25 protein-coding genes and 3 pseudogenes are annotated in these 25,467 nt (G+C 68.5%); 19 read left to right on the top strand and 9 right to left on the bottom strand.

Features of this window, described 5'->3' with window-relative positions; translation table 11 throughout:
• Positions 1-161 precede the first annotated feature (161 nt).
• On the top strand, positions 162-731 hold the full coding sequence (locus AK36_RS26890; protein WP_045579635.1) for a lipocalin family protein: 570 nt from the start codon (positions 162-164) through the stop codon (positions 729-731).
• Between the two features lie 141 nt (positions 732-872).
• Here AK36_RS26890 and AK36_RS26895 read toward each other — a convergent pair whose 3' ends face one another.
• Entirely contained in the window at positions 873-1,532 is a 660-nt protein-coding gene (locus AK36_RS26895) for a carbonic anhydrase (RefSeq protein WP_011880048.1), read from the bottom strand.
• A gap of 393 nt (positions 1,533-1,925) precedes the next feature.
• On the opposite strand from AK36_RS26895, the gene AK36_RS26900 reads away from it, so the two are divergent.
• Together AK36_RS26900 and AK36_RS26905 are read left to right on the top strand one after the other, a co-directional pair.
• Entirely contained in the window at positions 1,926-2,879 is a 954-nt protein-coding gene (locus AK36_RS26900) for a GlxA family transcriptional regulator (protein WP_011880049.1), read from the top strand.
• A gap of 573 nt (positions 2,880-3,452) precedes the next feature.
• Complete coding sequence (locus AK36_RS26905; protein ID WP_011880051.1) at positions 3,453-4,094, top strand: response regulator transcription factor; 642 nt, start codon at positions 3,453-3,455, stop codon at positions 4,092-4,094.
• A gap of 196 nt (positions 4,095-4,290) precedes the next feature.
• On the opposite strand, the gene AK36_RS26910 is transcribed toward AK36_RS26905, so the two are convergent.
• Positions 4,291-5,532, bottom strand: a complete 1,242-nt coding sequence (locus AK36_RS26910) for a PAS domain-containing sensor histidine kinase (protein ID WP_224383412.1) — start codon at positions 5,530-5,532, stop codon at positions 4,291-4,293.
• Between the two features lie 378 nt (positions 5,533-5,910).
• Between AK36_RS26910 and AK36_RS26915 the strand changes: the two genes are divergently transcribed.
• Both AK36_RS26915 and AK36_RS26920 read left to right on the top strand, forming a co-directional pair.
• Positions 5,911-6,360 carry a DUF3331 domain-containing protein gene (locus AK36_RS26915; RefSeq protein WP_043292624.1) on the top strand — a complete coding sequence of 150 codons (450 nt, stop codon included), beginning with the start codon at positions 5,911-5,913 and terminating at the stop codon, positions 6,358-6,360.
• A gap of 173 nt (positions 6,361-6,533) precedes the next feature.
• A complete protein-coding gene (locus tag AK36_RS26920) occupies positions 6,534-6,866 on the top strand; it encodes a response regulator transcription factor (RefSeq protein WP_045579636.1) in 333 nt (110 codons plus the stop codon).
• Positions 6,867-7,158: 292 nt separating this feature from the next.
• Here AK36_RS26920 and AK36_RS26925 read toward each other — a convergent pair whose 3' ends face one another.
• On the bottom strand, positions 7,159-7,605 hold the full coding sequence (locus AK36_RS26925) for a cupin domain-containing protein (protein ID WP_045579637.1): 447 nt from the start codon (positions 7,603-7,605) through the stop codon (positions 7,159-7,161).
• A 22-nt stretch (positions 7,606-7,627) separates the two neighbouring features.
• Here AK36_RS26925 and AK36_RS26930 point away from each other — a divergent pair, with 22 nt between their 5' ends.
• Positions 7,628-8,713, top strand: a complete 1,086-nt coding sequence (locus AK36_RS26930) for an AraC family transcriptional regulator (RefSeq protein ID WP_158348966.1) — start codon at positions 7,628-7,630, stop codon at positions 8,711-8,713.
• 218 nt (positions 8,714-8,931) lie between these two features.
• On the opposite strand, the gene AK36_RS26935 is transcribed toward AK36_RS26930, so the two are convergent.
• Entirely contained in the window at positions 8,932-9,828 is an 897-nt protein-coding gene (locus AK36_RS26935; protein ID WP_011880057.1) for an oxidoreductase, read from the bottom strand.
• Positions 9,825-11,045, bottom strand: coding sequence for an MFS transporter (locus AK36_RS26940; protein ID WP_045579638.1), 1,221 nt, complete (start codon positions 11,043-11,045; stop codon positions 9,825-9,827). Before AK36_RS26940 ends, AK36_RS26935 begins: the two co-directional genes overlap by 4 nt.
• A gap of 138 nt (positions 11,046-11,183) precedes the next feature.
• On the opposite strand from AK36_RS26940, the gene AK36_RS26945 reads away from it, so the two are divergent.
• Entirely contained in the window at positions 11,184-12,119 is a 936-nt protein-coding gene (locus AK36_RS26945) for a LysR substrate-binding domain-containing protein (protein WP_045579639.1), read from the top strand.
• Here AK36_RS26945 and AK36_RS34460 read toward each other — a convergent pair.
• Positions 12,116-12,442, bottom strand: a pseudogene (locus AK36_RS34460) (IS3 family transposase); the annotation flags it as partial. The gene AK36_RS26945 and the pseudogene AK36_RS34460 sit on opposite strands and share 4 nt — an antisense overlap.
• A 63-nt stretch (positions 12,443-12,505) precedes the next feature.
• Here AK36_RS34460 and AK36_RS34465 point away from each other — a divergent pair.
• Positions 12,506-12,634, top strand: a pseudogene (locus AK36_RS34465) (IS110 family transposase); the annotation flags it as partial.
• A 6-nt stretch (positions 12,635-12,640) separates the two neighbouring features.
• On the opposite strand, the pseudogene AK36_RS34470 reads toward AK36_RS34465, so the two are convergent.
• From AK36_RS34470 to AK36_RS26965, 3 genes and pseudogenes are all read right to left on the bottom strand, one after another.
• Positions 12,641-13,208 (bottom strand): annotated as a pseudogene (locus AK36_RS34470) (IS3 family transposase); the annotation flags it as partial.
• Positions 13,209-13,438: 230 nt separating this feature from the next.
• Positions 13,439-15,049, bottom strand: coding sequence for a carbamoyltransferase C-terminal domain-containing protein (locus AK36_RS26960; RefSeq protein WP_045579642.1), 1,611 nt, complete (start codon positions 15,047-15,049; stop codon positions 13,439-13,441).
• A gap of 31 nt (positions 15,050-15,080) precedes the next feature.
• Positions 15,081-16,148, bottom strand: coding sequence for a HoxN/HupN/NixA family nickel/cobalt transporter (locus AK36_RS26965; protein WP_045579943.1), 1,068 nt, complete (start codon positions 16,146-16,148; stop codon positions 15,081-15,083).
• Positions 16,149-16,828: 680 nt separating this feature from the next.
• On the opposite strand from AK36_RS26965, the gene AK36_RS26970 reads away from it, so the two are divergent.
• The 11 genes from AK36_RS26970 to AK36_RS27020 all read left to right on the top strand — a co-directional run bounded on the left by AK36_RS26970 (position 16,829) and on the right by AK36_RS27020 (position 25,448).
• The gene (locus AK36_RS26970) at positions 16,829-17,902 is read left to right on the top strand and encodes a hydrogenase small subunit (protein WP_034192889.1); all 1,074 of its coding nucleotides are present in this window, start codon (positions 16,829-16,831) and stop codon (positions 17,900-17,902) included.
• A gap of 57 nt (positions 17,903-17,959) precedes the next feature.
• A complete protein-coding gene (locus AK36_RS26975; protein WP_011880063.1) occupies positions 17,960-19,816 on the top strand; it encodes a nickel-dependent hydrogenase large subunit in 1,857 nt (618 codons plus the stop codon).
• 118 nt (positions 19,817-19,934) lie between these two features.
• Complete coding sequence (cybH, locus tag AK36_RS26980) at positions 19,935-20,645, top strand: Ni/Fe-hydrogenase, b-type cytochrome subunit (RefSeq protein ID WP_011880064.1); 711 nt, start codon at positions 19,935-19,937, stop codon at positions 20,643-20,645.
• 7 nt (positions 20,646-20,652) lie between these two features.
• Positions 20,653-21,330: a HyaD/HybD family hydrogenase maturation endopeptidase gene (locus tag AK36_RS26985; RefSeq protein ID WP_014725812.1), complete on the top strand. Its 678-nt coding sequence runs from the start codon at positions 20,653-20,655 to the stop codon at positions 21,328-21,330.
• Entirely contained in the window at positions 21,321-21,671 is a 351-nt protein-coding gene (locus AK36_RS26990) for a HypC/HybG/HupF family hydrogenase formation chaperone (protein WP_045579643.1), read from the top strand. Before AK36_RS26985 ends, AK36_RS26990 begins: the two co-directional genes overlap by 10 nt.
• Positions 21,668-22,201: a thioredoxin domain-containing protein gene (locus tag AK36_RS26995; protein ID WP_011880067.1), complete on the top strand. Its 534-nt coding sequence runs from the start codon at positions 21,668-21,670 to the stop codon at positions 22,199-22,201. The genes AK36_RS26990 and AK36_RS26995 overlap by 4 nt, the downstream gene beginning before the upstream one ends.
• Before the next feature lie 17 nt (positions 22,202-22,218).
• Positions 22,219-23,082 (top strand): hydrogenase expression/formation protein, encoded by an 864-nt coding sequence (locus AK36_RS27000; protein ID WP_045579644.1) that lies wholly within the window; start codon positions 22,219-22,221, stop codon positions 23,080-23,082.
• 2 nt (positions 23,083-23,084) lie between these two features.
• A complete protein-coding gene (locus AK36_RS27005; protein WP_011880069.1) occupies positions 23,085-23,312 on the top strand; it encodes a rubredoxin in 228 nt (75 codons plus the stop codon).
• A 2-nt stretch (positions 23,313-23,314) separates the two neighbouring features.
• Positions 23,315-23,863 (top strand): [NiFe]-hydrogenase assembly chaperone HybE, encoded by a 549-nt coding sequence (gene hybE, locus AK36_RS27010; RefSeq protein ID WP_080938769.1) that lies wholly within the window; start codon positions 23,315-23,317, stop codon positions 23,861-23,863.
• Positions 23,860-25,113 carry a hydrogenase maturation factor HoxV/HupK gene (locus AK36_RS27015; RefSeq protein WP_045579645.1) on the top strand — a complete coding sequence of 418 codons (1,254 nt, stop codon included), beginning with the start codon at positions 23,860-23,862 and terminating at the stop codon, positions 25,111-25,113. The genes hybE and AK36_RS27015 overlap by 4 nt, the downstream gene beginning before the upstream one ends.
• On the top strand, positions 25,101-25,448 hold the full coding sequence (locus tag AK36_RS27020; RefSeq protein WP_011880072.1) for a hydrogenase maturation nickel metallochaperone HypA/HybF: 348 nt from the start codon (positions 25,101-25,103) through the stop codon (positions 25,446-25,448). The genes AK36_RS27015 and AK36_RS27020 overlap by 13 nt, the downstream gene beginning before the upstream one ends.
• The last annotated feature ends 19 nt before the right edge of the window (positions 25,449-25,467 follow it).

The raw sequence follows: 25,467 nt of genomic DNA on the forward strand, positions 1-25,467 counted from the left end.
GGTCGACACGCCGCCTGTCGTGCAGGCCGGCGGGCGTCGCAGGATCTTCAGTCAGATACGAGCGTCGCGCGCGTGCAGATGCAGCCGTCATTCGCGGGATGCTGCAGCATCCCGCCGGTCGGGTGCAAAATGGCCGGACATCGTGCCTGGAGAGCTAGTCAATGAAGCAAAGTATCGTCCGTAGGCCCGCGCGTGCGGTGTGCATGGTCGTCGCCGGCGCAGCACTGTTGCTCGCCGGATGCACCGGCCTGGCCGGCGGGCCGAGCGGCAATGCGCAGGTGCCGCAACCGGCCAGGCCCGTCGATCTCGATCGCTACGTCGGCCGATGGTACGAATTCGCGCGCTACGAAAACCGCTTCGAACGGGGATGCGACGGCGTGACGGCCGACTATGCGAAGCGGGAGGATGGCCTCATCGGCGTGCGCAACAGCTGCCGCGAAGGCGGTCCGAACGGCCCGGTGCGGAGCTCCGAAGGGCGGGCGAGAATCGTCGCCGGCAGCGGCGACGCGAAACTGAAGGTGTCGTTCTTCGGGCCGTTCTTCTTCGGCGATTACTGGGTGCTCGATCACGCCGACGACTATGCATGGTCGATCGTCGGCGAGCCGTCGGGCCGGTTCCTGTGGATCCTCACACGCAGCGCGAAGCCTTCTGCCGACGAGGCCGCGGCGCTGATCGAACGCGTCCGCACGCTCGGTTACGACACGAAGATGTTGCGCCGCACCGCGCATTAGGGCGGCCGCGCGAGGTCGGCTCAGGGAGGCGGCACACGCAAGCTGCATGCACGCGGCCGATCGAAGCGCATGGCGGGCGCGTGCCGACAGGCCTGCGACCCGGCTCGCGCCGGGCCACTGCCGGCGCAAGCCGGTAAGCGACTAAGCCTGCCCGCGATCGCGCGCGTTCACGGCGACCACCGACGGCGATTCCGCAAGCGGGACGAAGCGCCGCGTCGCGCCGTCGAGCGCGTCGATGCCGCCGCTCTCGATGTCGTAGACCCAGCCGTGCAGGTTCATGCGGCCTTGCTCGAGCGCGAGTGCGACCGACGGGTGGGTGCGCAGGTTCGCGAGCTGCGCGATCACGTTTTCGCGCACCAGCCCGTCGAGCTTGGCGCGCGGCGTGTCGTATTCATGGGCGGCATTGATGACCTTCGCGGCATCGGCATGGCGCAGCCAGTTCGCGACGGCCGGCAGATGATCGAGGCACGTGCAGCGCGAGATCGCGCCCATCGCGCCGCAATCGGAGTGGCCGCAGATCACGATGTCGCGCACGCCGAGGACGGCGACCGCGTATTCGACGGTGGCCGACACGCCGCCCGGCTCGGGGCCGTACGACGGCACGATGTTGCCGGCATTGCGGATGACGAACAGTTCGCCGGGTTCGCGCTGCGTGAGCAGCTCGGGGACGACGCGGCTGTCGGAGCACGTGACGAACAGCGCTTTGGGGCTCTGTGACGTGGCGAGTTGCTTGAACAGCGCCTCGCGTTGCGGAAAGATGTCGCGCTGAAAACGCAGAAAACCGTCGATGATGTCTTGCATGCTTGCTCCAAGGCTTCAAGTTCGGATGCCGGCGCAGAAGCGGCACGTGCCCCTGCGCGGCGCGCAATATTATCCCGATATCGAGCCGGTGTGGTATCGCGCCTTCGCGAGCCTTCGTGTGGGGGCAGAACGCTCGCGCGCAAATGCTGCTGCGCAGATTCCGCTGGATTTTTGGGGTCGCACCGAAAACGAGAGGGTCGCGCGAAGCGTGCCGATCGGCACTCGGCGCCGTTTTCCCGGCTCGCCGTATGGCCATTCTCCCGCGCCGGAAAAATCTTGTAGCATCGCCGGCGTGCCAGCGGGCAGGCAGCGAGCGCCGCTGCCAGCCGGTTTTTTCCTGTTTGTCGCGGTCATGCCGGGTCGGCCGGCGGTGCCGATTCACATGAGGTCAGTATGCGTCGCATTGGGCTCGTCCTCGTCCCGCAGTTCCAGGTGATGAGTTTGCTAGCGTTATCCGTGTTCGACATCGCCAATCTGCGGGCCGGGCGCTCGCTGTACGAGGTCAGCGTCATCTCGGAGGATGGCGGCCCGGTGGAGGCGTCGTTCGGCATGTGCGCGTCGACCCGGCCGGCTCACGCGGCGGAGCTGCACACCGTATTCGTCGGGGCGTCGTTGTCGAAGCCGCCGCTGACCGACGGCATGCGCCAGTTGCTGCTCGATCTCTCCGGCAAAGTCGAGCGGATGGCCTCGATCTGCCTCGGCGCATTTCTGCTGGCCGACGCCGGCTTGCTCGACGGGCGCCGCGCCACGACGCACTGGGCGTACGTCGACCAGTTCAGGGAGCGCTTTCCGGCGGTGAGCGTCGAGAAGGACTGCATCTTCGTGCGTGACGGCAGGATCTGGAGTTCGGCCGGGATGAGCACGGCCATCGACATGGCGCTCGCGATGCTCGAGGAGGATCTCGGCGCGGATGCCGCGCTGGAGGTCGCCAAGGATCTCGTGATCGAACGGTGGCGGCGCTCGGGCGCGCAGCCGCAGACGTCGGTGCTGCTCGAGCATCCGGCGCGCAGCAACCGGATCCACGAGGTCATCACCTACATCCGGCAGCATCTCGGCACCGAACTGACCGTAGAGAAGCTCGCCGACGTGGCGCGAATGAGCAAGCGCCAGTTCACGCGTCGCTTCAAGGACGAAACGGGCCTGACGCCGGCCAAGGCGGTCGATCGCATCAGGCTCGAAACGGCGCGCGATTTCCTGACGAGTTCGTCATGGACCATCGACACGATCGCGCGCGAAACCGGATACGCGGATCCGGAGCGCATGAGGCGCTCCTTCGTGCGCGCGTTCGGGCAGCCGCCGCAGGCGCTGCGGCGACCGGCCGCGACCGAGCCCGTGGATTCCGACTGACGCGTGCTGCCGGATGTCGCATCCAGCATGGCGCGAAACGAGGGAACTGCGTCCCTCCGCGCGCATCGTTGATAAATAAAATGAGCGCTGTCCGGATGGCATCGGTTCCGGGATGCCGCCGGCCGGGGCCTCGCAGCCGACGGGACGCATCCAGCAGATCTCGCTTCAACCCGTCGACATCGTTCCCGCCAGTTGGACGAACTTTCCGCACCCGATTTCAGTGCCGTGCTCGGCTGCGTTCGCGCACGGGGCGTCGAAGCTGGTGCTCGCCGATCCAGCGATGGCGGCCCCCCAACCTCGACGCGACGCTCGCCGCACGACGGCCGGCCGCGCGTCGGGCACGAGCTGCGGCCGGGCGTGCTCGCTGGTTCGGCGGCGAAGGGGCGCGGTCGGTCGGGCGCGTGCCGGGTTCGGGCGCGAACGCGCTCGTCCGCCGCGCAGCGCACGCAATTGCCCGCGGCAAGCATCGAGCACCGGTGACGCAAGCACCGTCGGACACGCCGGCGCGAGATGCGCCGCGGCCCGCATTCGCGGCACTGAACCAAGACTGAATGGACCGTTGAGACGCAGGATATGGCAGAGGTAGCGACGCAAGACGGTTCGACGCCGGTCGTGTACATCGTCGACGACGATGCCGCGGTGCGCGCGTCGCTCGATACGCTGTTGCGCTCGATGGGCATGCGCGTCGCGACGTTTGCGAGCACGGCCGAATTGCGCGCGACGCAATGGGCGGACGCGTCGAGTTGTCTGCTGCTTGACGTCCGGCTGCGCGGCGAGAGCGGGCTGGTGTTCCAGCAGGCGCATGATCGGCCGCCGGTGCCGATCGTCGTCATCAGCGGCTTCGCCGACGTCGAGGTGTGTCGCAAGGCGCTGAAGGGCGGCGCCGTCGATTTTCTGGTGAAGCCGTTTACCGACCAGGAGCTGATCGACGCCGTGAACCTCGCGCTGTCGCTCGATACGGCTCGGCGTACGAACGACAGCACGCGCCGGCGGCTGCAGCAGTTGTTCGAGCAGCTTACGCGGCGCGAGCGCGAGGTGCTCGCGCACGTGGTCAGCGGGGCGTTGAACAAGCAGATCGCTTCGCAGCTCGGATTGAGTCTGATCACCGTCAAGCAGCATCGCGCGTCGGTGATGCGCAAGATGAATGCGTCGTCGCTAGCCGACCTCGTGCGCAAGTCGGAAGCCATCGGCGTGCACGCGCCGGCGGCGGGCTAGGCGGCGCGGCGATGACGCCGGTTCGGTGTGGTTCCAGTTCGGCTTGCCGATCGAGGTGCCAGGCTCGAATCTATCGGGGACCGCCTATGTGGCGGCCGTCGTGTTGATCCGGCGCTTGGGCGAACCGCGCGTTAAGCCGCCCCGCGGCGACGAGGGCAAGCGTTCAGCAAAACCGCGTCTGTCGATACGGCTTTCGTCACGCGTCGGCGGCCTCGGCTGGCCGGCGCGCGGGTAGTGCGAACGAGAAGCGGCAGCCCGCGCCCGGTTCGCCGTGTGCCCATATCCTGCCGTGGTGCGCGTCGACGATCGAGCGAGCGACGGTGAGGCCCATTCCCATGCCGTCGCACTTGCTCGTGAAGAACGGCTCGAAAAGCTGGTCGATCGTCGCCTGTTCGACGCCGGGGCCCGTATCGCAGACGTCGAACACGACTTCGTCGGCATTCGCGGTGACCGACACGCTGAGCACGCGCTCGCGCGACGAACCGATATCGATCGCCTGGATGCCATTGAGCAGCAGATTCGCGAGCACCTGCTGGATCAGAACCGGATCGGCGAATACGCGCGCGTCCGGATCGATCGAACGTTCGATGCGGACGTCCTTTGCGCCGGCTTCGGGCGAGACCAGGAACAGCGCGGCATGCACGGCGTCCGACGCCGCGAACTCGACGAACTGGACCGGCGCCTTGGCGATGAAGCCGCGAATCTTGCGGCATATCTCGGTCGCGTCGCGCGCCCAGCGCGCGGCGCGGGCGATGGCGGCCGTCGCTTCGCCGATGTCGGGCTCGTCGCGAGCGAGCCAGCGCAACGCGGCTTCGGCCGATGAACCGACGGCCGACAGCGGCTGGCTCACCTCGTGCAGGATCGACGCGGACATCTCGCCGAACAGCGACACGCGCGCGGCACGCGCGGCTTCCGCGCGCAACGCGTCGAGCCGGTCGCTGTGCTCCTTCTGTTCGGTCACGTCGAACGCGTAGAAATGCAGGCGCCGGTAGCCGTCCTCGTGCTTCGGCAGCGAGCAGCGCCACACGATCGGCACGCTGCGGCCCTTGAAGGTCAGCAGCGTGCGCTCGCCCTGGCACGCGGGGCTAGCGTCGTAGATGGCGCGCAGCACCGCGCGGTTGCTCAATCGATCGGGCGGCAACAGGATCTGCGCATGCTCGAGGAAATGCGCTCTCGACTCCGCTTCGAACAGGCTCACCACCGCGTCGTTGACGGCCACCAGCGTGTGCTGCGCGCGCAGCTCCGCGACGGCGTGCGGATGCTCGTCGAAATAGCGGTCGAGATCGACGATGCCCGACCGCCGCAGCGCCTGCACCGCCCGATAAACGTGCGACCAGTCTTCGATCAGGATCGGTATCGGCGCCGACAGAAAGAGCTCGCTTTCCGCCGGAGGTGAGTCGCCTGGCGGCTTGAGCGTGAGGGTTGCGGACGTGGGCATGAGGACCAGGTGCTTGCGCTGTGGGCTCGCGTTGCGCGCGAAAAACCGGATGGACAGACGTGACGCATCGGGCCGGCGATCGATGCGTTGCATGTGCGTTCGAATGCAAGTGCAACTATAAGGTAGATCGTTGCGCGTTGCAGTGCGTGCCGCGGGCGGCGGGTAGCCGATCGGCAACCCAAACCTTGGTATGAGACGGCATCCACCACCGGCTGATGGTTCAGACGAAATCGTTCCACTAGACTCGCCTTCGACGTGAGTGAAGGGCGTGGTGCCGCGAAGCGGGGAATCGGCGAGGCGGCAGCTTCGCGGTTTCGTCGGCGCAACGCACCGATGGCGGGCGCCGCATGCGCGGTCGATGCAAGGGGAACGGAAGATATGACGCAGCCAACGTTTGCATACGACGATGTGTTCGAACGTGCACTGATGCGCTTGCTCGATCCGTCGAGAGGCGCCGGCGCGTGCGATGGCGTGGCCGACGCGGCAGCGCGGCGCACGCGGCGCGGGGCGACCGGCGACGTTGCGACCGACGCGGCCGACATGACGGCACCTGCGGCCGTCAAGATCAGGATCGTCGAGATTCTGTCGGCGACGTCGGTCAGTGTGCGCTGGAGCGATCCGCGATTCGGGCATTTCGGCGAACAGGTATGGCGCTGCGTGACCGCGCGGATGGCGTCGCGCTGCGTGCTGACCGGTGTGCCGATCCATTGCGGCGACCGTGTGTACCGCCCGCAGGGGCGCGGCCGTACCGTGCCGTGCAACTGGGACAGGATGATCCACGCGGCGGCCGTCGCGCCGGGCATTTCGTGCATGTCGGACGGTCAGTGACGCACGAGGGACCGCGGCCGGTATCGCACACTTCCACCTGGGCATGACCGTCGCGGCAGCGCGCCGACGATACGTTGCCCGAAATCCGGTTGCGTTCCCGGCCCGGCCGGCGAGCGTGGCGTCACGCGAGACATGCTGTGCACGACAAGACGGTTTGCATCATCGACGATGAAATGGCGGTAAGGCAGTCGCTGGAATCGCTCGTGCGCTCGATGGGCGTGCGCGTGATGTTGTACGCGTCGGCCGAAGCGTTTCTCGCGCACGGAAGCGGCGCGCCGTTGCACTGCATCGTATGCGATATCCAGATGCCCGGTATGTCGGGCATCGAACTGCTCGCGTGCCTGCGCGCGCGCTGCTGCGACGTGCCGTTCATCTTCGTGACCGCGCATCTGAGCGCGCGGCGGCTGGGCGACGCGCAACGCCTCGGCGCATTGTGCGTGCTGGAGAAGCCGTTCGATCCGGGGGAACTCGTGCAGCGGCTGATGTGGGCGCTCGCGGGTTGCTGACAGGGCGGCAGCGGGACACCTTGACTGCGTGCATGCGCTCTGACGGAGGCGCGTTGTGCCGCTTCCACCGTGGTCGCGATCCATTCGCCGGGACGCGTCGGCCGTGTTGCCGTGCAGCGTGCGAGCCGGATGTGGGCCATACCATCGCGATCGTACGGCGCCGACGAGGCGGCGGGCGCCGCCATAGCGAGCGCCGCCGATGCGCCGCTCGCGTCGTGTCCGCCATGCTCCACGGCGACACACTGCCGCGAGCGGCTGTCACTTTAGGCAACACGTGATCGGTGGCGCGCCGTCACGCGCGCGCCGCCTGCTGTGCTTCGAACATGCCGTGCAGAAGCTCGAGCGAGATCTCCGCGATCGGCGTGCCGTCGTCGCTCAGGATTTCATACAGCAGTTCACCGGGCCGCGGGCGCATGCTGAACAGCACGATGGCGTCCTCATCGCCGCCGCCTTCGCGATGCGGCGTCTCGCCCGCCGGCGTGATCGTGTAGCTGCCGGCCGGACGCGCTTCCCGCAGGCTGCCGTCGTGTTCGTAGATGCGGTGCTCGCCTTGCACGACGAACGTATGGTTCAGCGATGTATGGCGATGCGAAACGATCTGCCGGCCCGCATCGAACCTGAAGATCACATCGGCGATTCGCTGCTCCATGTCGACGTTCATGATGAAGAACGCGAAGTGCGGGAATTCGCCGAAGGGCTGCCAATCAATTGCGCTGGCGTTGAAATTGCTAACGGTCATGCGTCTGTCTCCTGAATGGATCATGTTCGTTTCCTTGGGGTGGGGCGGAAACGTCCCATCAAGATATGCGCCGGATCGCACCCACACTTGCCATTTCGCGCCACGTGCCGATGCGGTGGTTCACCGGATCGGCGCGATGTCGGCTGTAGGCCTGACGCGCGCGCGGTCGATGGGGCCGCTGGTCGAGGCCGTGGTGCAATGCGGCGCATCGGTCGAGCGCCTGTTCGCGCGGGCCGGCTTGCCGTCGCGATTGATCGACGACCCGGACCATCTGATTCCGCTGCGGGACCAATTGGCCCTGGTCGAGCACGCGCGGCGCGAGCTCGGCGATGCGACGTTGCCGGTGCGGCTGTCGTCGGACGGCGGCGTGAACGTCCTCGGACCGTTCGCGGCGCTGCTGCGGACCACGGCGACGCTCGGCGACGCGATCGACTGCGCGAGCCGTCTGATTAACCGTGCGCTGCAGACGGCCACGAAGATGCAGATCGCCCGGCACGGTCGCGACGCGCGCTGGACCTACCATGTCGCCGAGCCGGTCGAATTCGGCCGGCAGGCGAACGAACTGCTGGCGCTCGGCTATATGCGCGACCTGGTGCGGATGTTCGTCGGCAAGGACTGGCAGCCCGAGTTCCTGGTGATGCCGGGCGAGCTGATGGCGCAGGCGGCGGTCGAACAGGCATTGGGCGTGGGGATCGCGCGCGGCGCAGTGGCCACGCTCGCCATGCCGATGGAGCTGCTCGACGCGCCGAATCCGATGCGCACAACCGGCCCGCTGCGCATTCCGCCGTCGCTGCCGGACGAGGACGACTTCGTCGGTACCGTGACCGAATTGGTTCGTACCAGCACGTTGCTGGACCAACAGGCGCGCGTCGACTGGGTAGCGAAACGGCTCGACATATCGAGCCGAACCTTGCAGCGGCAGTTGGCGATGCACGGGCGCGATTTCCGGACGATTCGTCAGGCGGTTTCCTGTGAACGGGCGCACGCGCTGCTCGCAGCCGGGATGCGCGTGACCGAGATCGCGTATGAACTCGGCTACAGCGATCCCGCGCATTTTTCGCGCGCGTTTCGCGCGTGGACCGGGCGGCCCCCGCAGCGGTGGCGGTAGCGCCGCATTGGCAGTGCGTCGAGGCCGGGATCGCGAACGCGGAAATTCAGCACAGCCGCGTGCTTCGGAGGCGATACGACGCGGAACAGATCGCGGCCACCGTCGATGCAGAGAACGCGCGCATGTCCGTGGTGAAGCCGGTCAAGCAGTTCGCGATATGCGTCGCTGCGTTTGCCGAACGGTGCGACTCGATTCGCTCGCGTGGCGGTTTCCTGCGCCTAGCCCGGCCCATCGCTGGCGGCGGCAAGCAGCGGTACGACCAGATCGCTGATCGGCGTCGGAATGCCGTGAGATCGACCGAATCGCTGCACGACGCCGTTCCGGCAATCCCATTCGAGCGGGTGACCGTGCTGCCGGTCGGCGAGAATGGACGTGCCCAGATCGGGCGGATAGCCCTGAAATGCATCGACGATTTCCTGCGGCACGTCGTCGCCGAGCTTCGCCCCTTCCGCGCGGGCGACCGTCAGACATTCGCGCAGATAGGCGAGCGACAGATCGGCGATGTCGCTTCGCGCGTACATTCCGGCGCGACGGCCGGTCAGCACCATGAGCCCCGCGACCGCGTTCTGCAGCAGCTTGCGCCACGCGAGCGAGATGAAATCCTCGGCGACCTCGACCGAGCAGCGCGTGCCGCGCAAGGCCGACACCACCACGCTGCTCGCCGGCGTATCGGGCACGGTGAGACGCGGCGCGGCGCGCAGCCACACCGACGCGCCCGACTCGCGTTGCGCCGGAAACCAGACCACCGACGGCACGACCGTCGCGCCCGCCGCATACGGGGCGAAGGCGGCTTGCTGCTCGACGCCGTTCTGCAACACGCAAACGACGGAGTTCGTATCGCTGAGCGCGGCGAGCCATGGTGCGGCGCTCGCCACCTGGGTCGACTTCACCGCGACGAACACGAGATCGAACCGTTCGCGGATCGCATGCGGATCGGTGATGACGGGCCCCGGCACGACGATCTCGCCGCCATCGAAGCGCAATTTCAGTTGCGCGTGCGCCGAGCGGCCGCAGATCGCCGGCGTGCGGCCGGCTTCGTGAAGCGCGGCGGCGATGGTGGTTCCGATCGCGCCCGGGCCCACGACGGCGATGGTTGGATGGTCACGCTTGGTCATCGTGTTCCTCCTGATTGGTCATGCGCCAGATGCGGACGCAGTGCGACGGCGAACGGAAAAATCGCCAGCGCGGTCAATGCGGTGGCATAGGTCGCGGCGCGCACGCCGATCGCGTCGCCGAGGAAGCCGTAGAGCACCGGCGAAAGCGCGCCCGATGCAATCGTCCCCGTGTAGAAGATCGCGAAAGCGCGCTCGGTGCGGTCGGGTGACGACATCTCCGGAACGGTTCCGTACAGCACCGACGATGTGCCGTTGAGCATCATGCCGAGGATCGGCAGCAGCACCATGGTAAGCGTCAACGGCAGATACATCACCGCGACGATGCACGCGGCCGTCCCGCCTTCCGTGAGCAGCACCGTGGTCACCACGCCGGTGCGCGCGCCGAGCCAGCCGCACATGAATTTGCCGGCCGCCCCGCCGATGAAGACGAGCGCGAGCGCCGTGCCGACGAGTGGCGGCGACACGCCCTTTGCGTTGAGCAGGAACGGTAGAAACGTGAGCAAGCCCATGCGTACGGCCGTATCGAGCACGCCGATCGAGAACAGCGCGCGGAATCCGCTTCCCACGGCGCCGTCGCGGCGAGCCGGCGCCGCGGCGCCGGCCGTCACGTCGCGAGCCGCCGACGGCACCGCGGGAAACGACGACGCGATGACCGCGGCGAGTACGCAGCCTAATCCGGCGACGATCCACAGCGCGTGACGCCACGGCATCATCGTCGCGAACAGCGAAATGGCCGCCGGCAGCGCGGATTTCCCCAGATCGCCCGAAAAGTTGTAGATACCGAGCGGGCCTCTCGCGTCGCGCCCATAGCTGCGCGACACGGCCGCCGATGCAATCGGATGCTGCGTGCTCGACCCGACACCCGAAAGCGCCAAGGCCGCGGACAAACCGAGCAGCCCGCCCGACATCCCCGCCAGCGCATAGCCCAGCGCGGCCAGCAGCGTGCCGACGGCGAGCGTGGCGCGACTGCCGAAGCGTTCCGCGAGACGCCCCACAGGCAATTGCAGCGTCGCCATCGTGCCGGCATAGACGCCGCGCACGATCGCGAGTGCGGCGAAGTCGAGCCCGAACTCCGCCTGCCACACCGGCAGCAAGGCGTAAATCATGTCCGTATAGCCGTCGTGCAATGCGTGCGCAATGCACGATAGCCACAGCACGCGCGGCCGCGATTGCGCAGCGTCCGCGGCCATCGGAGGGGAAAAATCCGGCAAGCGCATCGTGGTTCTCTCCGTACGCGAGGGAGGTGGGAGCCGCTCGTAGTGTCGATTTCAGCCTCGCCATGCGAATTCTATGACCGAGCTCAATGGCATTTCAATTGAGCTAAAATCGCGCCATCAGAGAGAAAAAGTCACGTCATGGGCGGAATCGGAGAAATTGCGAAGTATCGGGACGAGCTGCCGCCGCTCAATGCGCTGCGCGCGTTCGACGCGGTCGCGCGGCACGGCAGCTTCGCGGGCGCCGCGGTCGAACTGCACGTCACCCACTGGGCCGTAGGAAAGCAGATCCGCTTGCTGGAAGACTGGTTCGGCCGCCCGTTGTTCGACCGTCGGCCGCGCGGCGTCGTGCTGACCGACGACGGCGCCGCGTTGCTCGGCGACGTCAGCAGTGCGTTCGAGCGCCTCGGGACTGCGGCGGTGCGGCTGCGCCAGCACGCATCGACGCAGCGGATATCAGGCGTCGTGCGGGTGAACGTGCCGATGAGCTTCGCGTTTTGCTGGCTGCTGCCGCGGCTCGCCGATTTCCATGCGCGTTACCCCGACATCGACGTGCGGGTGTCGACGACATCGCGCAAGCTGCGCTATGTCGCCGACGCGTTCGATATCGGTGTCCGGTCCGGTGCAGAGGAAGGCGCGAGCGTGGTGTCGCGATCGTTGATGGCCGACTTGCGTGTGCCGGCGTGCGATCCCGCATTGTTGCGTCAGCATCCGATCCAGAGCGTGACCGACCTGCGCCATCACACGCTGCTGCATTCGGCCACCACGCGCTCTGCATGGCCGCACTGGTTGAAGGCGGCCGGCGCTGCCGATCTGCGGGCGGCGCGCCACGTTGAATTCGATCACGTGAATCTTCAGCTCTGCGCGGCCGTCGAGGGCCTTGGCGTGGCACTGGCGTCGCTGCCGCTGATCGGTCGCGATCTCGCCGAGGGGCGCCTCGTGTGTCCGCTTGCGGCGCCGATATGGCGCGCCGACGACTACATGCTGGTGACGAATGCCGATCGCGGCGCGGATCCGGCGGTAGCCGCGTTCGAGCAATGGATCGAGCGCATGGCGGGCCGCGACGGCGGCGTGTGACTGCCGGGTTGCTTGCAAATCAACCCCAGCTCTTCCATCAAGCGGCTGACCTTGAAGCGGCCAATCGTCGTACCTTCCTCGCGCATCATGCCCATGATGCTGCGACTGCCGGCTGAGCTTCGACTCTCGATGAACAGCTCGCGTACCCGGCTACGCAGTGCCATTCGCTCGGCATCAACACGTCGGGCTCGCCCTCGATGGGCATACAGGCAGGACCGCGACACGTCGAATACCGCGCAGATCAGCTCGACCGATTCGCTTGCGCCAATCTGATCAATTACTTCGTACGTTCGATGCCTTCCGACATCAAGAGCGCGGTAGCCTAATGGAATGGTCTGCCCCACCTCCTGCGCGATACTAGGCGCGTCCACCCTGGGAGAGCGACCATGAACGATCACCGCGTCTATGTCATTGGCATTGATCTCGGCAAGAATTGGTTCCACCTCGTAGCGAACGACGAGCGAGGTACTGAACTATTCCGCAAGAAGCTCAACCGAGGCCAACTGGCAGAATTTGCGGTCACGGCACAGCGCCTCGACGCCCATGCGCTTCATCAGCGTGCGCACGCGACGGCGACCCACTTCATGGCCTTCCCGGCGCAACAGGCGCGCTAGCATCGGTGCTCCGGAAAACGGAAACTCCATGTGCTGTTCGTCGATTCGTCGCATCAGCAACCGATCGACCTCGCTGACCGGCTGCGGTCGGTAATACACGCTCGATCTCGCAATGCCAACCAGCCGCGTCTGTCGCGAAACCGGCAGCGCATGCGTACGGTCGATCATCGCTTTGCGCTCAGCAGTCCGGCCTTGCCGAGCGCTCCGGACAAAAAATGGTTCTCCAGTGTCAACTGGCCGATCTTCGCATGCAGCGTCTTCACATCTACCGGCGATTCGTTCGATGCCGGGCCCGCTGCGCCGAACACATCCGCAGCGCGCTCCTGCAACTGCCGTTTCCATTCCGTGATCTGGTTCGGATGCACATCGAACTGCTGCGCCAGTTCGGCCAGCGTCTGCTCGCCTTTGACCGCTGCCAGCGCCAGCTTTGCTTTGAACGCCCCGCTGAGTGCGTCCGTCCGGTTCTCTTCGTCATTTCCTCGGTTCCTTTGCCAGCATTATCTCTGGCTCTGGCCCCGGCCAAACCACTTATCCGACTGTCCGAATTTGCGCGGCCACCTTTGGTCTGCGAGGTGATGAACTGGCCCGCTCGCGACAAGTGCGGCGCGCAGAGTCTCGACGAGCACTTCTCGGTGAACTACATCGGCCGCCGCATTGCGCAGTTCGGCTGACACGTGCGCGGCACGTTCCACCCGAGCGCCCGCATCACCGTTTCTCGAGCAGCCGGTCGCCGATCCACAGCGCGTCGATGTCGTTGCGCGCGAAGCCGCGCAGCGCATCGGCCGGCGTCTCGACGAGCGGCTCGCCCGCGACGTTGAACGACGTATTGAGCAGCACCGGGATGCCGGCCACGCGTTCGAACGCGCGCAGCAACCGATGGAGATGCGGGTTGTCTTGCGGCGAAACGGTCTGCGGCCGCGCGGTGCCGTCGACGTGCGTGATCGCGGCGATGCGCGCGCGCCACTGCGGCCGGACCGCGCAGATCCGCAGCATGTACGGGCTCGGCGTGTCGAGTTCGAAATAGCGCGCGGCGTCCTCGACCGGAACGCATGGCGCAAACGGCCGGAACGCCTCACGCCGCTTCACCCGCAGATTCATCCGGTCGCGCGCGTCCGCGTGCGCGGGGCTCATCAACAGCGAGCGATTGCCGAGCGCGCGCGGGCCCATCTCGGCGCGCCCGGCGTGCAGCGCGACGCACTGCCCGGCGGCCAGCAGCGCCGCCGTGCGTTCGGCCAGTTCGTCGATCGTGCCGCGCGTGTCGCGGTAGCGCGCGCGATCGGGCAGTGCGGCGAGCGCGGCGTCCACGTCCGCATCGCCGTACGGCCGTCCGCCGTACGGAGAAAACGGTCCGGGCCGAAACGGCACGCCCTGCACACCGTGATACCCCCACAGCGCCGCGCCCAGCGACGTTCCGCAATCGGCGCCGGCGGGCCCGGCGAACACCGCGTCGAAGCCCGCGTCGCGCCACACCAGATCGTTGGCGCGCCCGTTGAGCGACACCTCGCCCGCGAGACAGAGCCGGCGCATCCCGGTGATCTCGCGCACGGCCCGCGCGAGATGCAGCATGGCGCGCTCGCATTCCCGCTGCGCCGCGCGGGCGAGCGTGGCGCGCGCGGCCAGGCTTTCGTCGTCCGTCGCGCCCGCGAGCGGCGACAGGCCGAACAGCCGCGCGCCGTCGGCGTCGCAGCGGGCGCCGTAATCCACGGCCAGGCCGTCGAGGCGTCCGCCGAGGTCCGGTGCGGCCGCATCGTCGCCATACGGCGCGAGCCCCATCGTCTTGCCGGTTTCATGCGCGCCGAAGCCGATCGCGACGGTGACCGCCTCGTACAGCGCGCCGATGCCGCACGACGCACTGCACATCACGGGCTCGATGCGCCCGTTCCAGCCGATCCACACGCTGTGCGACGACGGCGTCGCGCCTTGCTCGTGTCGATGGCCGTCGACGACGAGAATCGCGGCTTCGTCGAACGGCGAGCAGTAGTACGCGGCGGCGGCATGGCAGAGCGCGTGTTCGACGCGCAGCTGCGGCACGGTATCGACATATGGCGGCAGCGGCGCGGCCTGCCCGGTGTCGACGCACGCGACGAGCGACGGGCGCGCGTCGGCGGGCAGGTCGAGCGCGATGCGGCACGCGTCGACCGCGGCGGCCGGATACGCGCGCGACTGCTTGATGCGGTCGAAACGCTCCTGCCCCGCATGCGCGATGCGGCGCGCGCCGGCCGCCGTCGCGACCCATGCGGCGCCGGTGTTCGGCGCGGGGCCGGTTTGCACGCCCAGCACGCCATCGGCGTGCGCGGGCGGAATTCGGTGTGACATCGACGACGTACTTCCCTGAAAATCGCGGCGCCTAGCCGTGATCGTGCTCGGCGAGCGGCGCGAAGCTGCCGCGCCTGAACCGATAGATCGCCGCGCACACGAGCCAGCTCGCCGCGCACAGCACGACGATCGCGTAGCCGAGCGCGCCGAGATGCGCGTTCAACGCATCGACGACATCGCGGAACGCGCCGCGGATCCCGAACGTGTCGCCGAGCAGCGCGAAGCCCTCGACGCAGCCGATCAGCAGCGCGACCGCCGCGGACAGCGCGGTGATCCCGACGTTGTAGTAGAGCTTGCGCACCGGCTCGCGGAACGCCCAGCCGTACACGCCGAGCATCAGCATGCTGTCGGCGGTGTCGACGAGCGACATGCTCGCGGTAAACAGCGCCGGAAACACCATGATCGACCACGCGGACATCCCGTGCGCCGCGCTGGTCGCCGAGATGCCGAGCACGCCGATCTCGGTGGCGGTGTCGAAACCCAGCCCGAACAGCGCGCCGAGCACGTACATGTGCCAGCTTTTGGTGACCATCCGGAGGACCGGCCGCAGCAGCCGTGCGAGAAATCCGTGATGGTGCGGCGCCGTGTCGGCATGCGCGTCCGCGTACCGCTCGCCGCGTTTCACGCGGCGCAGCGTGCGGACGACCGAATGCAGCGTCACGAGGTTCGCGACGGCGATCGCGAGCAGGAACGTCGTCGACACGAGCGTGCCGATCGTGCCGGCGATGTCGTGAAACGCGGCGAGGCGCTCGCGCAACCCGAAGGCCGCGGCCGCGATGGCGGCCGACGCGACGATCACGATGGTCGAGTGCCCGAGCGAGAACATCAGCCCGACGGTCAGCGGACGCCGGCCTTCGTGCATCAGCTTGCGCGTCACGTTGTCGATCGCGGCGATGTGGTCGGCGTCGACCGCGTGGCGCAGCCCGAACGTGTAGGCGAGCACGCAGGCGCCCATCAGCGTGGGCTGGCCGCCGAACACGGCGACGGCCCAGCCCCAGGCGGCCAGGTTGAACGCCGCGAGCGCCGCGAGCAGCAGGACGAGCTTGCCGCGCGCGCCGCTTGCGCGACCGCCGGCGCCGGGCAGGACGGGCGCGGTCATGACGACCGCCGGCGCGCGGCCGGTACACGGGCTGCCGCGCGCGGTGCGGCGCGCTGACCGTGGCGTGACGGTGCGAGAGGCGCGGCGCATGAGCGTCGCTGCGGCGGGAGGAAGGCGTTCACGGGAAGTTCCATCGTGTCTGAGTCGAAGCGGTTGCGTTGCCGCGCAATGGGCCAATGGCGCGTGCAGCAGCGGCCCGCATTTTGCCGCTTTGCCGGACCGCGCGCCATGAGCGGCACATGAGCGGCACATGCGCGGCACATGAGCGCGCGGCGCGACAAAGCCGCTGACTCATGCAACTTCCGTTCCAATTGGAATCACGCCCGACCGCGCGCATATGCCGCCGGGCATCGCCGCCGAGCCGGGCGCCGCGTGCCGCCGCGCGGCCGTGCGAACGCGCTGGTCACGCCATTGCCAGTTTGGCCGGCCAACCGGATGCGCCGTGACTACCCGCCCAACCGGCGTGCGCCGCCGCCGCACCGGCCCCGGCGCCGATTTTTCCTTTTTGATACAGATCAATGGCGCCGAGCGGGCCTGCCCGTACCGTGTCGGCGCGGCCCTGGCACGGTTCTTGTTTTAAAGCACGGCATTCACGCCGAAGCCACGCTCCGGCGCCCGCTCCGGCAGCGCCCCCGCATGCCGGGCCGTCGGCCAGATGGCCATCAAGGAACCACACCGTGATTGAAACGTTTTATGAGGTCATGCGCCGCCAGGGCATCTCGCGCCGCAGCTTCCTCAAGTTCTGCTCGTTGACCGCCACGTCGCTCGGCCTCGGGCCGGCCTTCATGCCGAGGATCGTCGAGGCGATGGAAACGAAGCCCCGCACGCCGGTGCTGTGGCTGCACGGCCTCGAATGCACGTGCTGCTCGGAATCGTTCATCCGCTCCGCGCATCCGCTCGCGAAGGACGTCGTGCTGTCGATGATCTCGCTCGACTACGACGATCTGCTGATGGCGTCGGCCGGCCATCAGGCCGAGGCGATCCTCGAAGAGGTCATGACGAAGTACAAGGGCAACTACATCCTCGCCGTCGAGGGCAATCCGCCGCTGAACCAGGACGGGATGAGCTGCATCATCGGCGGCAAGCCGTTCGTCGATCAGCTGCGCCGCGTGTCGAAGGACGCGAAGGCCGTGATCTCGTGGGGTTCCTGCGCATCGTGGGGCTGCGTGCAGGCCGCGAAGCCGAACCCGACGCAGGCGGTGCCGATCCACAAGGTGATCACCGACAAGCCGATCATCAAGGTGCCCGGCTGCCCGCCGATCGCGGAAGTGATGACGGGCGTCATCACCTACATGCTGACGTTCGACCGCGTGCCCGAGCTGGACCGCCAGGGCCGGCCGAAGATGTTCTACAGCCAGCGCATTCACGACAAGTGCTACCGCCGCCCGCACTTCGACGCCGGACAGTTCGTCGAGGCCTGGGACGACGACGCCGCGCGGCGCGGCTACTGCCTGTACAAGGTCGGCTGCAAGGGTCCGACGACCTACAACGCGTGCTCGACGGTGCGCTGGAACGGCGGCACCAGCTTCCCGATCCAGGCCGGACACGGCTGCATCGGCTGCTCGGAGGACGGCTTCTGGGACAAGGGATCGTTCTACGACCGCCTGACCCACATCAACCAGTTCGGCGTCGAAGCGAACGCCGACAAGATCGGCGGCACCGCGGCCGTCGTCCTGGGCGCCGCCGCCGCCGCGCATGCGGCCGCCTCGGCGATTCAGCGCGTCAGCTCGAAACGCGATCGCGACGGCCGCTAGCGGTTAGCCGCCCGACGCCACGCGCAGCCCCCACACGCACAGGAACTACACAACAGCATGACAGCCTATTCCACCCAGGGTTTTCAGCTCGACAACAGCGGACGCCGGATCGTCGTCGATCCCGTGACGCGCATCGAAGGCCACATGCGGGTCGAAGTGAACGTCGACTCGAACAACGTGATCCGCAACGCGGTGTCCACCGGCACCATGTGGCGCGGACTCGAAGTGATTCTCAAGGGCCGCGACCCGCGCGATGCGTGGGCGTTCGTCGAGCGCATCTGCGGCGTCTGCACCGGCTGCCACGCGCTGGCGTCGGTTCGCGCGGTCGAGGACGCGCTCGACATCCGGATTCCGCCGAACGCGCACCTGATCCGCGAGATCATGGCGAAGACGCTGCAGGTGCATGACCACGCGGTGCACTTCTATCACCTGCACGCGCTCGACTGGGTCGACGTCGTGTCCGCGCTGAAGGCCGACCCGAAGCTCACCTCCGAACTCCAGCAGCGCGTGTCGCCGTCGCATCCGATGTCGTCGCCGGGCTATTTCCGCGACATCCAGACGCGGCTGCGCAAGTTCGTCGAAAGCGGCCAGCTCGGCCCGTTCATGAACGGCTACTGGGGCAATCCGGCCTATCTGCTGCCGCCGGAAGCGAACCTGATGGCCGTCACGCATTACCTCGAGGCGCTCGACCTGCAGAAGGAGTGGGTCAAGATCCACACGATCTTCGGCGGCAAGAACCCGCACCCGAACTACCTGGTCGGCGGCGTGCCGTGCGCGATCAACATCGACGGCGATCTCGCGGCCGGTGCGCCGATCAACATGGAGCGCCTGAACTTCGTGCGCTCGCTGATCGATCAGGCGGAGACGTTCTGCCGCAACGTCTACGTGCCCGATCTGCTCGCGATCGGCACGATCTACAAGGCGCGCGGCTGGCTGCATGGCGGCGGCCTCGCCGCCACCAACGTGATGGACTACGGCACGTATCCGCTCGTCAACTACGACCCGTCCACCAACCAGATGCCGGGCGGCGCGATCCTGAACGGCGACTGGGACAACATCCTGCCGGTCGACGCGCGCGATCCGGAGCAGGTGCAGGAGTTCGTCACCCATTCGTGGTACCAGTACCCCGACAACGACCGCGGCCTGCATCCGTGGGACGGCATGACCGAGCCGCACTACGAGCTCGGGCCGAACACGAAGGGCACGCGCACGGCGATCGAATCGGTCGACGAAAGCGCGAAGTATTCGTGGGTCAAGGCGCCGCGCTGGCGCGGCCACGCGATGGAGGTCGGGCCGCTCGCGCGCTACATCCTCGGCTATGCGCATGCGAAGCAGGGCAACCCGCACGGCGCGCGGATCAAGGAGCAGATCGACGCGGCGCTGCAGTCGGTCAACCAGGACATGCCGAAGCTCCTCGGGCTGCCCGAGACGACGCTCGGCGCGAAGCAGCTGCTGCCGACCACGATCGGCCGCACGCTCGCGCGCGCGCTCGAAGCGCAGTACTGCGCCGAGATGATGTCGGACGACTGGCAGCGGCTCGTCGACAACATCCGCAACGGCGACACGTCGACCGCCAACGTCGAGAAGTGGGATCCGTCGACGTGGCCGGCCGAGGCGAAGGGCGTGGGCACCGTCGCCGCGCCGCGCGGCGCGCTCGGTCACTGGATCAAGATCAAGGACGGCCGCATCGAGAACTACCAGTGCGTCGTGCCGAGCACGTGGAACGGCGGCCCGCGCGACGCGAAAGGCCAGATCGGCGCGTTCGAGGCGAGCCTGATGAACACGCCGATGGCGAACCCCGAGCAGCCGGTCGAGATTCTGCGCTCGCTGCACTCGTTCGATCCGTGCATGGCCTGCTCGACGCACGTGATGAGCGAAGACGGCGCGGAAATGACCACCGTCACGGTGCGTTGATCGTGCCGCGCCGCTGGCGATACTTCCCGCGTCGACGCACCGTCGCCTGACGCACCACCGGTAACAACAGGACGCCGTCGCGGCCGGCTTCGGCCGGCCCGCGCGGCAAGGAAGAATGATGACGATGCAAACGCAGTCGCGGCGCGGCCGCGCGCCCGATACCGTTCCGGCCGCCAAGGCGATCTACGTGTACGAAGCGCCGGTGCGCATCTGGCACTGGATGAACGCGGCGTCGATCGCAGTGCTGTCGATCACCGGCTACCTGATCGGCTCGCCGCTCGCGACGCAACCGGGCGAGGCCAGCGCCCATTTCCTGATGGGGTACATCCGGTTCGCGCATTTCGCGGCCGCGTACCTGTTCGCGGTCGGCCTCGCGGGCCGCGCGTACTGGGCGCTGGTGGGCAACCACCACGCGCGCGAGATGTTCTGGGTGCCCGTGTTCACGCGCGACTACTGGCTCGACGTGTTCGGGATGCTGCGCTACTACATGTTCCTCGGCCCGTGTCCGCGGCAGTACAGCGGCCACAATCCGCTGTCGCGCTTCGCGATGTTCTTCGTGTTTCTGACCGTCTCGCTGTTCATGGTCGTGACCGGCTTCGCGCTGTACGGCGAAGGCGCACAGGCCGGCTCCTGGCAGCAGCGCACGTTCGGCTGGATCCGGCCGCTGCTCGGCCAGTCGCAGGGCGTCCATACGTGGCACCACCTCGGGATGTGGGCGATCCTGCTGTTCGTGATCCTTCACGTGTATGCGGCGATCCGCGAGGACATCATGGGACGCCAGAGCGTGGTCGGCTCGATGATCTCCGGCTACCGCACGTTCAAGGACTGACGCGCCGATGGACACTTCCCCGCAAACCATCCCGTCGGCGCAGGACGGCGCCGCGATCGTCGCGCTCGGCATCGGCAACGTGCTGTGGGCCGACGAAGGCTTCGGCGTGCGCTGCATCGAGGCGCTGCAGCAGCGCTTCGAATGCGCGCCGAACGTCACGCTGATGGACGGCGGCACGCAGGGCCTCTATCTGATCCAGCATGTGCAGGCGGCCGACTTCCTGCTGATCTTCGATGCGGTCGACTACGGCCTCGCGCCCGGCGAGCTGAAGATCGTCGAGGACGACGAGGTGCCGAAGTTTCTCGGCGTGCGCAAGATGAGCCTGCACCAGACCGGCTTCCAGGAAGTGCTGATGCTCGCGCAACTGACCGGCAAGTATCCGCGCCGCGTGGTGCTGATCGGCTGCCAGCCGGAAGAGATCGAGGACTACGGCGGCAGCCTGCGTCCGTGCGTGAAGGCGGCGCTCGAGCGGGCGCTGGACGCGGGCGTCGCATATCTGCGCGAGTGGGGCGGCGCGCCGCTGCCGCGACGCACCGCGCTGCGCGACGACGAAGCCGTCACGCTGCACCATCTGGCGCTGGCGCGCTACGAAGGCGAGCGCCCGAGCGAAGCCGACGCGTGCCGCATCGGCGACGAACGCGTGCTGGTGCGCGCGCTCGCCAAGGAGCCGCCGTCATGTGCATAGGGCTGCCGATGCAGGTCGTCGAGGCGCAACCCGGCCATGCGTGGTGCGTCGGCCGCGGCGTGCGACGCCGCGTCGACACCGCGCTGGTCGGGCCGTGTGCGCCCGGCGACTGGCTGCTGGTGTTTCTCGATGCGGCGCGCGAACGGCTCGACGCCGCACGCGCGGCCGAAATCGACGCGACGCTCGCGCTGATCGAGTCGGTGATGGCGGGCGAGGGCGGCGCGGCAAGCCCGGCCGCGTTCGCGCTGCCGTCGGCGCTCGGCGTGGATGAATTGAACCGGCTCGTCGGCGGCCCGCAGCGCGCGGCCGGCAGCCTTGCTGTTCCTGAGGAATCGAAATGAGCGAAACAAGCGGCTCCGTGCCCGGAGCAACGCAGGCCGACGCGCCCAATGTGCCGAATGTGCCGAACGCAGCGGCGGCCGGCCAGGATTGCCCGGCCGTCGTGCAGCGGCTGATCGAGCAAGCGCACGCGACCTTCGTCGACGAGCACACGCTGGACGGCTGGCTCGCCGACGGCGGCGAGTGCGTCGTGCTGCTGATGGGCGACCCGGTGCGGTTTCCCGAATCGCTCGACGTCGCGGCCGTGCTGCCGGAGCTCGCGCACGTCGCGGCGGTCCGCTTCGGCCGGGCGCTGCGGCTGGCGGTGGCGACGCGCGCCGGCGAGAACGCGATCGCGCGCCGCTTCGGCTCGCTACGTTGGCCCGCGCTGCTGTGGCTGCGCGACGGCCAGTACGTGACGGTGCTGTCCGGCATGATGGACTGGGACGACTACGTGAAGTGCGTCGCCGACGCGCTCGCCGGCCCGACCACGCGTGCGCCGTCGATCGGCATTCCCGTCAACGTCGCCGGCGGCTCGTCCGGCTGCCACTGAATTCACGCTCGCCGACCATGCAGATGAAAACCTTTCCCGTCCCCGTCGTGCCGTTCGGCCCGGGCAGCCAGCCCGAAGGCGATGCGGTGCTCGACTACATGCCGATGCCGCAGGCGATGCACACGTTCGTCGCGCCGTCGCTGCCCGAGCGCGCCGACGCGCGTGCGCTCGACGTGGTGCGCGGCATCCTGCTCACCGTGCTCGACGCGCTCGACGCATGCCGCCGCGGCGAACAGCCCGCGCCGATCGATCTGACGGCCTGCGACGCCGATGCGCTGCGCATCCTGAACGCGGTGCTCGGCGAAGGCGAGGTCAGCGCGCGCATCGACACCGCCGACGCCGGCAGCGTGCTGATCCAGGAGACCGTGTTCGCGGGCGTGTGGCGCATCGCCGAGGACGGCCCGGCCGGCCGCGCCGAGCGCATCGAGGTCGGCGGCGCGCCGGCCGCGCTGGCAGCGGCCGCGCACGCAGCGGCCGCGCCCGAGCTGCCGGTGTCCGACACGCACCCGAGCGGCGTGATGAACGCGCCGGCGATCCTCACCGAAGTGCGCGACCAGGTCGCCCGCTGGCGTGCCGGCGCTGCGCCGCACGTGATCAACCTGACGCTGCTGCCGCTGTCGTCCGAAGACGGCGCGTTCATCGACGCGGTGCTCGGCGGCGGGCCGGTGTCGGTGTTGTCGCGCGGCTACGGGAATTGCCGGATCGCCAGCACCGGCGTCGTTCATTGCTGGCGCATCGCGTACTTCAACTCGCAGGACACGCTGATCCTGAACACGATCGAGATCACCAATCTGCCCGAGATCGTCCAGGCGGCGCCCGAGGACATCGACGACTCGCACGAGCGTCTCGCACAATTGATCGACTGGGTCGAGGAGGCGTGACCATGAACCAGACCGCGGCGCTGTTCGAAGGCAGCTATCTCGGCGATCGCAGCCGGATCGCGGCCGATACGCGGCTCGAATGCAAGATCTGCTGGTGGATCTACGATCCGCGCCAGGGCGATCCGGTTTGGCAGATTCCGCCCGGCGTGCCGTTCGCCGCGCTGCCGGCGCACTGGCGCTGCCCGACCTGCGACGGCGATGCGGAGCAATTCATGGTGCTGAGGGACTGACGTTGACCACGCGAAGCCCGACCCGCGACGGCGATGCGTTGCGTGCATCCCTGCCGGGCGGACCGTCCGATCCGCGCATCGGCGCGCTCGTCGCGCACTACACGACGGTCGCGGCGACCACGATGCTCGGCATGCCGGTCGTGCATCCCGGCTTGCGGGTCGAGGCCGTGGCGTTCGGGCCGTATCCTGCTGGCGGCGATGCCAGCGGCGATCTGCTCGGCATCCTCGTCACGCCGTGGTTCATGAACCTCGTGTGGCTGCCGGGGGGGAACAGCGCGGCTCACCCGTGCCCGTCGCCGGGGCAGCTGGCCGCGCGTCGCGTGGGCGCCGTCGAGTTCGACTGGATCGGCGCGCACGTGCCGCAGGCCGGCGCGCACGCGTGCTGTTCGCTGTTTTCGCCGATGTTCGACTTCAGCGATCACGCGAGCGCGGTGGCGACTGCGCGCGCGGTGCTCGCCCAGCTGCGCTCCGCGGCCGCCGACGCGCCGCCGCGCACGAGCCGGCGCGAGTTCCTGCTGCGCCGGCCCGCGACGCGCGAGGCCGGCGCATGACGGGCGTCGCGAGCACGAGCGAAGATACGTCCGGGTTCGCCGCGCTGGCCGGGCGATACGTCGTGCGCCCGGGCCGCTCGCCGAGCATCGACGGCGGCCGGCCGCCGCTCGCCGGGTTGCTGCTCGCCGGTCAGCCGGCCGCGCTGGCCGCGCCGCGGCTGTCCGCGGTGTTCTCGCTCTGCGGGCGCGCGCATGCGCTGTGCGCCGAGCTTGCCGTGACGGCGGCCGGCGCATATGCGAATGCGGGCGGCGCGGCTGGCGATTGCGGTGGCAAAGGCGACGCTGATGGCAACGTCGATCGCAACGGCGCGGGCGATGACCATGACGCGAGCCGTGGTGAAGGCAAGCGCGACGGCGAAGACGCACGCTCGGCCACGCTCGCGCGCGAAACGATCGCCGAGCATCTGCGCCGGATCTGGCTCGACTGGCCCGCGCGCCTCGTCGGCGGCGCGCCGTGCGCGCTGCCCGACGTACGGGCGGCCGGCACGCGCGAATGGATCGAACGTCACGTGCTCGGCGAACCGGCCGACGGCTGGCTCGCCCGCTGGGATCAAGATCCGCGCGCCTGTCTGAGCGCATGGACGGCGCGCGCGACGAGCTTCCCGGCGTCGCTGCTGCTGCACTGCCGCACGGTCGCCGACGCGCTGCGGATGCCGCCGCGCGCGCTGCGTATCGACGGCGCGGACCGCGCGCGGCTGCGCCGGATCGGCGCGGCGATCGCGGGCGACCCGCGCTTCGCGCAGCGGCCCGAACAGGACGGCGCGCCGGCCGAAACCGGCGTCTGGACCCGCTGCGGCGATCCGCACGCAGCCGCTTACGACAGCGCATGGCTGCGGCTCGGCGCGCGTGTCGCGGAGCTGGCGCGGCTCGCCGCCGGCGGCCCGGCCGCGTTCGCGCTGCGATCGGGCGCGCTGGCGCTCGCGCCCGGCGAGGCGCTGGCATGGTGCGAGACGGCGCGCGGCGTGCTGATCCACTGGGTCCGCCTCGTGCCCGGCGACGCCGCGCGCGTCGCCGACTACCGCGTGGCGTCGCCGACGGAGTGGAATTTTCATCCGGACGGCACGCTCGCGCACGCGCTCGCACGCGTCGATGTGCGGCCGGACGGCGGCGGCGATGCCGGGCTCGCGGCACGCGTCGGCGCATTGATGGGCGCGTTCGATCCGTGCATCGCCTATGCTCTCGAAACCGCCGCGCCGGTTCGGCGCGACGATGATCATACGAATGGAAACCGATCGACATGCATGAAGTGAGTCTGGCGGGCGGCGTGCTCGCGGCGGTCGAGGCAGCCGCCGCGCGCGAGCGTTTCGCGCGCGTCAACGTGCTGCGGCTCGAAGTGGGTCGGCTCGCGGGCGTCGAGGTCGACGCGCTGCGCTTCGCGCTCGACGCGATGGCGCCCGGCACGTGCCTGGCCGGCGCGCGCATCGAGATTGCGGAGCCGCCGGGCCGCGCGTGGTGCCTGAACTGTCATTGCGACGTGCCGCTGGCCGCGCGCGGCGAGCCGTGCGGCCGCTGCGGCGGCTACTGGCTGCAGCCGAACGGCGGCACGGAATTGCGCATCGTCGACATGCTCGTCGACGATGCCTGAAATCAACCGAATTGCGGAA

This window comes from Burkholderia vietnamiensis LMG 10929 (genome assembly GCF_000959445.1).
GTDB lineage: Bacteria > Pseudomonadota > Gammaproteobacteria > Burkholderiales > Burkholderiaceae > Burkholderia > Burkholderia vietnamiensis.